8 protein-coding genes are annotated in these 11,153 nt (G+C 37.7%); 2 read left to right on the top strand and 6 right to left on the bottom strand.

Annotated features, from left to right (window positions below; all coding sequences use genetic code 11):
* Positions 1-395 precede the first annotated feature (395 nt).
* Positions 396-962, bottom strand: a complete 567-nt coding sequence (locus tag ABWO41_RS10015; RefSeq protein ID WP_353137262.1) for a thymidine kinase — start codon at positions 960-962, stop codon at positions 396-398.
* A gap of 176 nt (positions 963-1,138) precedes the next feature.
* On the opposite strand from ABWO41_RS10015, the gene ABWO41_RS10010 reads away from it, so the two are divergent.
* A complete protein-coding gene (locus ABWO41_RS10010) occupies positions 1,139-2,194 on the top strand; it encodes a DUF8457 domain-containing protein (RefSeq protein WP_353137260.1) in 1,056 nt (351 codons plus the stop codon).
* Between the two features lie 347 nt (positions 2,195-2,541).
* Here ABWO41_RS10010 and rodA read toward each other — a convergent pair whose 3' ends face one another.
* The 5 genes from rodA to ABWO41_RS09985 all read right to left on the bottom strand — a co-directional run bounded on the left by rodA (position 2,542) and on the right by ABWO41_RS09985 (position 8,265).
* Positions 2,542-3,816, bottom strand: a complete 1,275-nt coding sequence (gene rodA, locus ABWO41_RS10005; protein ID WP_353137258.1) for a rod shape-determining protein RodA — start codon at positions 3,814-3,816, stop codon at positions 2,542-2,544.
* The gene (mrdA, locus tag ABWO41_RS10000; protein WP_353137256.1) at positions 3,809-5,731 is read right to left on the bottom strand and encodes a penicillin-binding protein 2; all 1,923 of its coding nucleotides are present in this window, start codon (positions 5,729-5,731) and stop codon (positions 3,809-3,811) included. The genes rodA and mrdA overlap by 8 nt, the downstream gene beginning before the upstream one ends.
* A gap of 85 nt (positions 5,732-5,816) precedes the next feature.
* Positions 5,817-6,335 (bottom strand): rod shape-determining protein MreD, encoded by a 519-nt coding sequence (locus ABWO41_RS09995; RefSeq protein WP_353137254.1) that lies wholly within the window; start codon positions 6,333-6,335, stop codon positions 5,817-5,819.
* The gene (gene mreC / locus ABWO41_RS09990) at positions 6,328-7,167 is read right to left on the bottom strand and encodes a rod shape-determining protein MreC (protein ID WP_353137252.1); all 840 of its coding nucleotides are present in this window, start codon (positions 7,165-7,167) and stop codon (positions 6,328-6,330) included. The genes ABWO41_RS09995 and mreC overlap by 8 nt, the downstream gene beginning before the upstream one ends.
* A 75-nt stretch (positions 7,168-7,242) precedes the next feature.
* Positions 7,243-8,265, bottom strand: coding sequence for a rod shape-determining protein (locus tag ABWO41_RS09985; protein ID WP_353137250.1), 1,023 nt, complete (start codon positions 8,263-8,265; stop codon positions 7,243-7,245).
* Between the two features lie 279 nt (positions 8,266-8,544).
* Here ABWO41_RS09985 and ABWO41_RS09980 point away from each other — a divergent pair, with 279 nt between their 5' ends.
* Positions 8,545-11,028: a family 20 glycosylhydrolase gene (locus ABWO41_RS09980; RefSeq protein WP_353137248.1), complete on the top strand. Its 2,484-nt coding sequence runs from the start codon at positions 8,545-8,547 to the stop codon at positions 11,026-11,028.
* Positions 11,029-11,153: the final 125 nt, after the last annotated feature.

Below are 11,153 nucleotides of genomic sequence, written 5' to 3'. Positions count from 1 at the left end.
TTAGGTGTTTTCATTTCATTCTCTATTTAAATTGTTTATATTTAACTATCTTATTGGTATTGTTATAAATATCCTTTCAAATTCCCTTTCCCTGGCTATAATTCGTCTTTAAGTCCATAAAACTCCACTAAAGTCCGTTAAAGTCCGCTAAACTCCGTTAATGTATTGGACTTGCTCCGCTTTTGCTTCGCTCACGCTTCAGACATTGTTCTGGAGACGGCTTAATTTTTCCGAAGAAGTTCCGAAGCGGTCTCATAGGCATCAAGTTAAGCATTCACCTCATTTGCCTTAGAATATCTTCTCCCTTCCGAAAAGGAGAGAATACCATGTTTCGGCTATGAAACACAGCTTCTTAAATTTTGCACTTCCGTCTCGTTTAGCTTTTAAGAAAGGGTTTAATAAAGCTGTTTGTCCTCATTATAGCAAGTCCTGCAACGAGGTTCGTAGCTTTCCTTTTCGCCTAGCAGCACTTTATTGGTGTTGCTGTTCAGCCTTAGGCTGTATAATGCAGGTGCGCCACATTTCATACATACAGCCTGGACTTTGGTGACATCTTCAGCGACAGCCATTAGCGTGGGAATGGGGCCGAAAGGTTTGCCCGTAAAATCCATATCCAGACCGGCAACAATAACCCTGATTCCCTTATTTGCCAGTTTGATGCAGACGTCGGGCAGCTCATCATCAAAAAACTGAGCCTCGTCTATCCCAATCACTTGTGCCTCACTTCCATATAATAAAATAGCCGAGGAATGTTCTACAGGTGTAGAAGGAATAGTGGTTGAATTATGAGACACTACAGCAGTTTCGTCGTAACGGGTATCGGTTTTAGGTTTAAAAATCTCCACATCCAGTCGGGCAATCTTAGCCCGGGTAAGTCTTCTGATAAGCTCTTCGGTTTTTCCCGAGAACATAGAACCACAAATGACTTCTATACTGCCACCAAATTCTTTATTTCTTTTCAAAATGAGATTCCTAAATGAGTTGAAACCCGGTTTTCTTCAAACCAAATAATTCTAAAACCGCTACGTTTATAAAATATCAGTGCGATATTGTATTTCGCAAAAACTAATATCAGAATTTAAATGTTATTTTTGATAGCGAAATTACCAACACGAAGCGGCTAAAAGTAATTTTTAATATGATGAACAAAGAAGAAATCTTAAGGAAAATAGGAAATATTTTACAGGAATTGAATGAACAACATCAGTATTTAAGTACAAATGAGCATGTGAATATTCTTGAGCTAGAGCTATTTACTGCGAATGCCGATTTTCTGTTAGATCATATAGAAATTTTCAAGAAGTTAAACGAAAGAGAGCATACGCTTCAACTTCCGGAAAATTCAGAGCCTCAGGTTCAAAATCAATATACCGAAGAAGTTCCAAATAACGAAACGCAAGCTGCTGCCTCTTATACAGAACCTGCGATAGAAGAACCTGTTAAGGAAGAAGAATCGGTGAAATTTAAGTTTGATTTTCCTGAACCTACAGAAATGATTTTCGATTATGAGAAAGATATGGAGCTGGAGGAAGTTTTTGACAGGGAACTTAGCAACGAAGAGCAGGATGTGATAGATAAACTTAAGCAAACCGAAGAGGCAGAAGAAAAGGACTTACCGCAAGACATCGTTGTAGAACGCGAAGTTATTGAAGTAGAAGAAGAAAACTACTCCGAATTGGATGAGGTGTTTGAACCGGAAACCGGAGATTTATTACCAAAAACAGAAGAGCCAATTCTTAAAGAAGAGATTTTAGATACCCCGCCAGAGCCTGTTATTTCCAGTGAAATACCTAAAACCGAGATTAAAATTCAGTCTTTGTTCAATACGCCTCAAGAAGAACCTAAACCCGTACATGAACCAACCGTAACTTCCCCCGTAAGAGAAGAACCGGAGAGAAAAATGTCGTTGAATGAAATGTTGTCGGCACAGCGCAATGCATCTGCTTTTTCAAAACCTATTGCAGACTTAAAATCAGCGATCAGCCTCAACGATAAAATGATATTTATCAAGGACTTATTTAACGGATATAATCTGGCTTATAGCGAAGCTATAGAGATATTAAACCGTTTTGATTCTTTTGAAGCGGCAGATAATTTCCTGATGAAAAATTATGCAGTTAAAAATAACTGGGCCGAGAAACAAGCTGTTGTTGACAGGCTTTATGAGATCTTAAATCGTAAGTTTAAGAATTAAGACTTCGGTCTATACCATACTGTTTTGATATTCTTAAAAGCCTATACCTGTTTAAGGTATGGGTTTTTTGCTTTAAAATTTAAAGCTTTTGGTTCAAAAGGCAATTTTAATAGATAAAAAGTTTGTTATTTAAGAGTACAAGCGGACGCTTGCATCAAACACATTTTTATTGACCAGTATTTATTTAAGATGGATGGATACCAATTTCAACATCTTAAACAGTCATGTAATGTCTGAGTTAAGAATTACAGTAGCGCAAGCGTCCGCTTGTGCTTATATAGTTTATTGCTAGAGGTGTATAAGTTGATGCTTACTCCAAATGCGTTAAGTCGTCAGTACGTTCCAGATTAGGAATTAAGCCCCATTCTGTTAGAGTCCAGTTTCAGTAAAATAAACAATAATATGGTAAAACTTAAAAGTGAAGAACCACCATAGCTTAAAAATGGCAATGGAATACCTATTACAGGCATTAATCCTATGGTCATGGCTATGTTGATAAAGAAATGGCAAAAGATGATACAGGCAACGCAATAGCCATAAATCCTGCTAAAGGAAGAGCGCTGTCTTTCAGCAATATGAATAATTCTTAAAAGTAAGGCAATGTAAAGGGTAATCACAACGAAGCTGCCAATAAAGCCCCATTCTTCGCCAACTGTGCAGAATATAAAATCTGTACTTTGTTCGGGAACGAAATTGAATTTCGTTTGAGTCCCTTGTAAAAAGCCTTTTCCTTCCAATCCACCAGAGCCAATGGCAATTTTAGATTGGTTAACGTTATAACCAGCGCCTCTTAAATCCTGTGTGATGCCAAGCAAAATATCTATACGACCTTTTTGATGTGGTTTAAGTACATTTTGATAAACAAAATCGACACAGAAAATAAAGATAATCGATAAGAAGAAACCTGTAATCAGAATGGTTAAAGTCTTTCGGTTTTTTTGAAATTGATAAATTAAAAATCCTGTTAAAGCGATTAAAGCTAATATAACGTATAGCTTGCTGAATAAAAGCGTTGTTATAAACAGGACAATCATCATAAGACCGCAGATAAGGTAGTAAGGCGAAAGGCCCTCGCGATATAGAACCAATATTAACGATCCAAAAACCATTGCCGAACCGGTATCGGGCTGCAACATGATCAGAAACATAGGCAAACCTAATATTGCTGCACATACCGCAATTACTTTGATATCTGTAAGCTTATAATTTCCGGTGCTGATATATCTTGCCAAAAGCAAACTCGAAGACCATTTTGCAAATTCAGAAGGTTGTAACCTGAAACTTCCAATTGGAATCCAGGCCTGGTTACCCGCTACATTTCTACCGATAATTAAAACGAGTAAGAGCAAAAGAATGGTTATTCCATAAAATATCGGAGAAAAAGTGATGAAGAATTTACTGTCTAATAAAAGGATAGTGAGCCCAACCAGGCCAGATATGATGATAAATATTAACTGTTTTCCGAAATTCGTGTTAATGTCGAAGATAGAAGTGACTTCGTCAGAATATACAGAAGCGTAAATATTGAACCAACCAATAGTAACCAGACATAAAAAAAGTAAAATAGTAAAACCATCTACTCTAAAAAAGAATCCTTTATTATGTGTTGTATAGCTATTCATCTTCCTTTTTTGCTGGTGATAATTGAGCAGTTGTTATTTGTTGTTGATTACTGGCAGAGTCTTTCTTAATGAGTGGCTTTGCTGGCTTTTTCTGATAAGGCAATAGATTTGTATTAAGAAGACGATCTACATAATATTTAGGTCTGGAAATAGAATCTCTAAGGTACTGTTCTACCAATAAGCTTGCAATTGGTGCAGACCAGGTAGATCCGTATCCAGCGTTTTCTACTACTACAGCAATCGCTATTTTAGGATTATTTCTAGGAGCAAATGCTACGAAGACAGAGTGGTCTGCTCCATGCGGGTTTTGTACGGTTCCCGTTTTTCCGCACATTTCAATATCCGCGATTTTCGAATAGTAACCTGTTCCACCCGGAGAGTTTACCACATGGCTCATGCCTTCTATTACCGGTTCGAAATGCTGAGCATCTATACCAACTTTTATCTTTTCTGTGAATTCTTTTTTAACGACTTTTTTATCGCCAATTGCCTTAATAAGGTGTGGTCTGTAATAAAATCCTCTGTTTGCGACAATCGCCATGGTATTAGCCATCTGTAACGGAGTTATACCTAATTCGCCTTGTCCAATAGAAAGAGAGATATTAAAACTGGAACCCCATTTATCGCTTCCCCATCGTTTAGTGTAGAAATCAGCAGTAGGTAATAACCCGCTTCTTTCGGCAGGAAGATCAATACCTAATTCAGAACCTATTCCAAAGCGATTTACGGCATTTCTCCATTTAGTGTAGGCAATGGAAGGCTTGGTGTTTGTTTTATCAATGAGGCGATTATAAACATAGCCATAGTAGGTATTACAAGATCCTTCTATAGAACGGATAAGATTCGTATTACCGTGTACGTGGGTACAGCGCATTACTCCACGCGAACTGTATCTGTAACCGCCGCCACAATAAAATGAGGTGGTTGGGGTAATTGCTCCGAATTGCTGACCTATTAAAGCGTTGATTACTTTAAAAATTGAACCAGGGGGATATTCTGCCTGTGTAGGGCGTATAAACATTGGCTTGCTTGGATCTTTCAGCAATTTCATATAATTATTACCTCTCTGGCGACCAACCATCATGTTCGGGTCGTATTTTGGACTGCTTATAAAGGCCAGAATTTCTCCTGTAGCGGGCTCTATGGCAACAACAGATCCTATTTTGTTTACCATTAACTTTTCGCCAAGCATTTGCAGTTTTTTATCAAGCGAAGAGATCAGTTTATCTCCGGCTACCGCCAGCGTGTCGTATTTTCCTTCAAAGAATGCGCCCTGTTCCCGGTTATGAACATCAACCATGATATTTCTAACCCCCCTTTGCCCGCGCAGTAAATCCTCGTAAGATTTTTCTATACCAGATTTGCCAATGTAGTCGCCCTGTCTGTAGAAACCCTCCGATTTTTCAATTTCCCTATCATTAACCTCGCCAATGTATCCTAAGAACTGAGCTGCGGTAGAATCAGGATAATATCTTACCGACCGGTTTAAGACATAAAATCCCGGAAACTCAAATAGCTTTTCCTGAAACGCCGCATATGTTTTGGCTGATAGCTGTTTTTCAAATAAGGAGGCCCTGTATTTTGAATAATTGACAGCTTTCTTGAATTTTTTATCGAATTGTTCTTTGGTAATATCTATAAGCCCACAAAATTCAAGCGTGTCAAACGGTTTAACCTGGGCCGGGATAACCATTAAATCATATATAGGTTCGTTCTGAACCAATATTTTTTCATTTCTATCTAAAATAACTCCCCTTGCAGGATAGATAACCAACTTACGGAGCACATTATTATCGGCAGAAAGTTTATAACTGTCATCCACTACCTGAATGTAGTAGAGACGGGCAAGCAAGATCAGAGATACTAATATAAAGATGCCCTGAATAATGTATTTCCTGGCAAAAAAACTATTCATCTTATAGAAATGTGGTGTGCAAAATTACACCTTAACAAACATAATTAAAAGCGTTGTATTATACGGAATGAGAGCCTGATTATTATTAATTCCGTTGTTTTTTCTTATAAAAAACCAATTCGGTTACAAAAATCAAAACTATTGTGAGCCCGGAACTGATAAATACTCTGCTTAAGGTTCCGCCAATTTCAGATAACCTGAAAACTTCCAGGTTGAATAAAAAGAAATGATGGATTAGGGTTAATAAAACTGTATAAAAAAAGAACCACCGAAATCCCATAATACCCAGGGTTGGCTCCGGATCGCTATCGTAATTGTCTTTCTGAACCGTAATATTGATGAAAAAAACACGCATCAGTGCCAATACAATACAAGCTGCCGCATGAAGTCCCAAAGTGTCATTAAACAGGTCTATGATAATCCCCAGAAGAAACGAAAGGACAAATAATAGCCAGGTAGGCGTTTCAAATGGGAGCAGCAGAATAAAAAGAATGTAGAGAAAAGGTACATTTAGATTATAAAATACCATATTCTTCAACAGGAAGACCTGTGCGAATATAAGAATGATGAATCTTAAGATATTTTTAAATAATACACTATTCATTTATACTTTCTTTATTTTGCGCTTCTAAAGTCGCCTGCTCTTCTGCGAAAAAATTCTTTATAACGTAAACATGTTGCAATGAATAAAAATCTGTAGCCAGATTGACATTAATGTCCATAAAATTACCGCCACCTTTTATTCCCGATGCTACAATAGAACCTACGGCTATCCCTTTAGGAAAAATACGTCCTAATCCGGAGGTAATAACTTTCATGCCTTTTTTGATGTGAAGCTGGTTGGGAATATCTGATAAGGTAACAATATTCGGATCTTTACCGTTCCACATTAAGGGGCCGAAATAAGGTGTGCCTGCTATAGAAGAGGTAATTCTGGTGTCTTCATGCAAGACAGACTGTATAGAAGCAAAATCAGGTGATACATTCCACACAATACCAACAACTCCCGAAGGACCTATAACTCCCATTCCTTTTTTGATACCATGAACAGACCCTTTATTTATAGTGAGGTAGTTGTTTCTGGAAGTTACTGTTTTATTAATAACTTCTGCTTCTATGTATTGGTATTGAACGCGATGGATGGTATCTTTAATCAGTTTTGTCTTCAGGCTATCGCTAAAGAAAGAAGAAGGAAGCATATTTCTGAGACGCGCATTTTCCTTAGCTAAACTATCGTTTACGACATCCAGATGCAAATATTTAGTGATGCTGTTGACCTGATTATAAATATTACCTATAATCTGATTGGAAGAGTTAAGCGAACTGGCTCTTTGGAAATCGTTGTTGCGAACCAATAAAATGATAGAGGTCGTAAAAAAGATGATAAACAAGAAGAAGGCGTTATAGTTACTGATAAACCTCCAAAGATTACGCATAGCATTTTATTGGATTTTGAGAAGTAAGAAACAAGCAGGCTTTAGCATGTTGTTTCTTACTTCCTGTTGTCTTTGTTATTGTAATAAAAACTTAAAGTTTTGCGTGTTCTTAAGGGCTATACCTGTACCCCTTACAACCGCTCTAAGTGGATCATCTGCCACATGAACAGGTAATTTGGTTTTAGCACTGATACGTTTATCCAGCCCTCTTAGCAAAGCACCACCACCGGTCAGGTAAATTCCTGTCTGGTAAATATCTGCAGAAAGTTCCGGAGGAGTAATCTCCAGCGCTTTCAAAATAGCTTCTTCAATTTTAGAAATAGATTTATCTAAACAATGTGCAATTTCTGTATAAGAAACAGTAATTTGTTTAGGAACCCCGGTCATTAAATCGCGACCCTGAACAGCGAAGTCTGCAGGTGGATCTTGCAATTCTGGTAAAGCAGAACCTACTTCGATTTTAATTCTTTCAGCAGTTCTTTCGCCAATCATGATGTTATGCTGACGGCGGATGTAATTTACGATATCTGAGTCAAAATTATCTCCCGCAGTTCTGATTGACTGATCGCAGACAATACCTGACAAAGCAATAACAGCAATTTCTGTCGTACCGCCACCGATATCGATAATCATATTACCCATAGGTTCTTCCACGTCTATACCAATACCAACGGCAGCAGCCATAGGTTCGTGAATAAGATATACTTCTTTTGCTCCTGCAATTTCAGCAGAATCTTTAACCGCTCTTTTTTCAACCTCGGTAATTCCGGAAGGAATACAAATAACCATTCTCAGAGAAGGAAAAAACCAACCTTTTCCATTGTTGATCATTTTAATCATGCCACGAATCATGTGCTCTGCCGCATTGAAGTTTGCAATTACTCCATCTTTTAACGGACGCACAGTTTTAATGTTTTCGTGTGTCTTTCCTTCCATTTGCATCGCCTGACGGCCAATGGCAATAATTTTGTTTGTTGTTCTATCAAATGCAACGATAGACGGTTCATCTACAACCACCTTGTCGTTATGTATAATGAGGGTATTTGCGGTACCCAGGTCAATAGCAATTTCTTTTGTAAACCAATTAAATAAGCCCATTTATAACTTAGTTCTTTTATGAGATGCAAAGGTGCAAAAAAAAAATCTTCTTAAATATAAGAAGTCAAATATTTAAATTGTAAAAATATTGCTTTTTTATTTTGTTTTAAAATTAAACTTTATTGTGTTTTTTGCTGATTTGTTAAAAAATCGGTCATAGAATTTTTATTTTTGTAAAAACAAGCTATGACGTAGCTGGCTTTTCCAAAGTAATTTTTGATATTCATACATCCTAAACTTAAAATTAGGTGTCTTATTGTATATAAACTCTATTAATTAATGATGACTAAGAAATTTTTAGCGATTCTTTCCTTGTTTTATGCTTTTACTGTGCAGGCAGATGATATTTATAAAAAAATTCAGCTTCGGTGGGATTTAATAGAAACAGGTAAAAGTAAAGCCAATCCAGTATCCCGAATAACTATTATCAATCCTACAGAGAAGCCAATTGTTTGTAAGGACTGGAGTATCTGGTTCAACTTTATGCGAAGAATAGATGTGGCTTCAGTAGATCAGAGGTTTAGCATGACCCATGAAAATGGTGATCTGTATCGTTTAGGATTTAAGGATCCTAACTTAGTCATCCCGGCTAAAGGTAAGCTGGAGATCAATTATGTGACTAAGGGACTAGTACCAAATTTTACAGATGCGCCTGCTGGACTGTATGTGCTTAACGAGAAGACGAAGGAGGCTAACGAGATTATTAATTATCAGATTAATAAGAGTGTATTTACTCCGGCAGAAATGAAGGAGAAATTGAAAGAACAGTATGTGATTAATACAAAAAGTCTGGGGGGAGTGAAACAATTAATCATTCCTGAACCTCAGTCTATTCAGTTGACAAAAGGCCAGGGCTTCACAATTTCGAAAGGAACCCACGTTGTTTCTCCTCAACAATTTGCACAGGAAAGAAAGGCCTTAACAGACTTTTTTAAAACCTATGCTAAGATTGAATTGGACAATAAATTGGCTGCAACGAATACCATACAATTTTTAACAGATGGTAGTTTAGCTGCTGAAGCTTATAAATTGACTATTTCGGGGAACCAAATTGTGATAAAAGCTTCCGATTCTAAAGGGGCGTTTTATGCCGTTCAAACCATTAAATCTCTAATGACAGCCAATCAATGGAAAGCGGGTTCTTCTGTTGTTCTGCCATTGGTGAATATTGAGGATAGTCCGAGGTTTGGTTACCGGGGTGTGCTTATAGATGTTGCGAGAAACTTTCATGATAAAAAGGCAATTCTGAAAGTTATTGACGTAATGGCCATGTATAAACTGAATACATTACATCTGCATTTGATAGATGATGAAGGTTGGCGATTGGAAATTAAGTCATTACCCGAATTAACCGAGGTAGGAAGCAAAAGATCTGCCGGATTTAAGGACGGTTTAAGTTTGCAGCCTTCGTACGGTTCGGGGGCTTCTTCGTCAGCTAAAGATTACTATACAGAAGCAGATTTCATAGACATACTGAAATATGCGAAAGAGAGACATATAGAAGTAGTTACCGAGATAGAAACACCCGGACATGCCAGAGCTTCTATTAAGTCTATGCAGGCCCGATACGAGAAATATATGAAACTGGGTAACAAGGCGGAAGCCGAAAAGTATCTGCTTCATGATATGGGAGATGTTTCTGTTTACCGTTCTGCCCAGTACTGGGATGATAATGTGATGAATGTGGCTATGCCTTCTACTTATAGATTTATTTCGACTGTAATTGATGAAGTGCAAGCGATGTATAAAAAGGCAGGTGTAGAGCTAAAACAGATCCATTTAGGTGGAGACGAAGTGCCTCGTGGCTCTTGGGAGAAATCGCCGAAGATAAGAACGCTGATGGATAGTTTGAAAATGACCTCTGTCTATGAGGTGTGGCCTTATTATATTGCTAAAGTAGCCGATTTATGCGCGTCTAAAGGGTTGAAATTAGCTGGATGGGAAGAAATGGGAATGATAAATGAGGGAAAAGGAATGCGTGTTAATCCTGAACTGGCGGCTAAGAAAATCCGCCTGGATGTTTGGAACAATATTGTTGGTGGAGGGCAAGAGGATTTAGCTTATAGGCTGGCGAATGCAGGATACGAAGTGGTATACACCAGTGCCAATAATTTCTATCTGGATTTGGCCTGGAGAAATACTTTTGAAGAACCGGGACATACCTGGGCTGGTTTTATTGACTTGTATAAGTCCTATTCATTTTTGCCAACTGATTTTTTCCTTAACATAACCGAGGATAGTAAAGAGAAACCACTTGCGGCTAACTATTTTGATAAAAAGGAACGTTTAACTGCAAAAGGCAAAAATAATATTATAGGTATCAAATCCGGAGCCTGGGCAGAAAAAATGCTTACTGCCGATAGACAGGAATATATGCTTTATCCAAGATTACTGGCTTTGGCAGAAAGAGCATGGGCTAAGGAAACGGTATGGGAGAAGACCAATACATTTAATAAAGCAACCTTTGATAATGCTTATCGGGGATTTGTGAAGAAGGTAGGAGAGGATGAATTACAAAAGCTAAATGTGTTGAATGGTGGCTATGATTACAGACTACCTGCGATTGGTGTAAAAGCGGAAGGTGGAAAATTATTGGTCAATACAGAATATCCCGGATTTGATGTTTACTATACTGATAATGGAGAAGAACCTGGTTTAAGATCTAAAAAGGCAGGGCAGTCTATAGTGTACGATGCTAAAAAGACTTATAAATTTAGAGTTATAACTACTGGAGGTAGAATGGGAGAGGTTGTAAGTTTGTAGAAGTTTCAAATAGTAAAGGATGTTAGGAGGATCGCTCGTAATAAATAACTACTTTACCTCTGATGTTCGACACCTTTCCGAGACAAAAGGCATTCTGGTTCGAAACAGATTTGAGGCTGTTTCGA

The sequence above is a fragment of the Pseudopedobacter sp. genome, from assembly GCF_040392825.1.
GTDB lineage: Bacteria > Bacteroidota > Bacteroidia > Sphingobacteriales > Sphingobacteriaceae > Pseudopedobacter.
The sequence above is the reverse complement of the archived record's forward strand: the minus strand, read 5'-3'. Positions and strand labels throughout refer to the sequence as shown.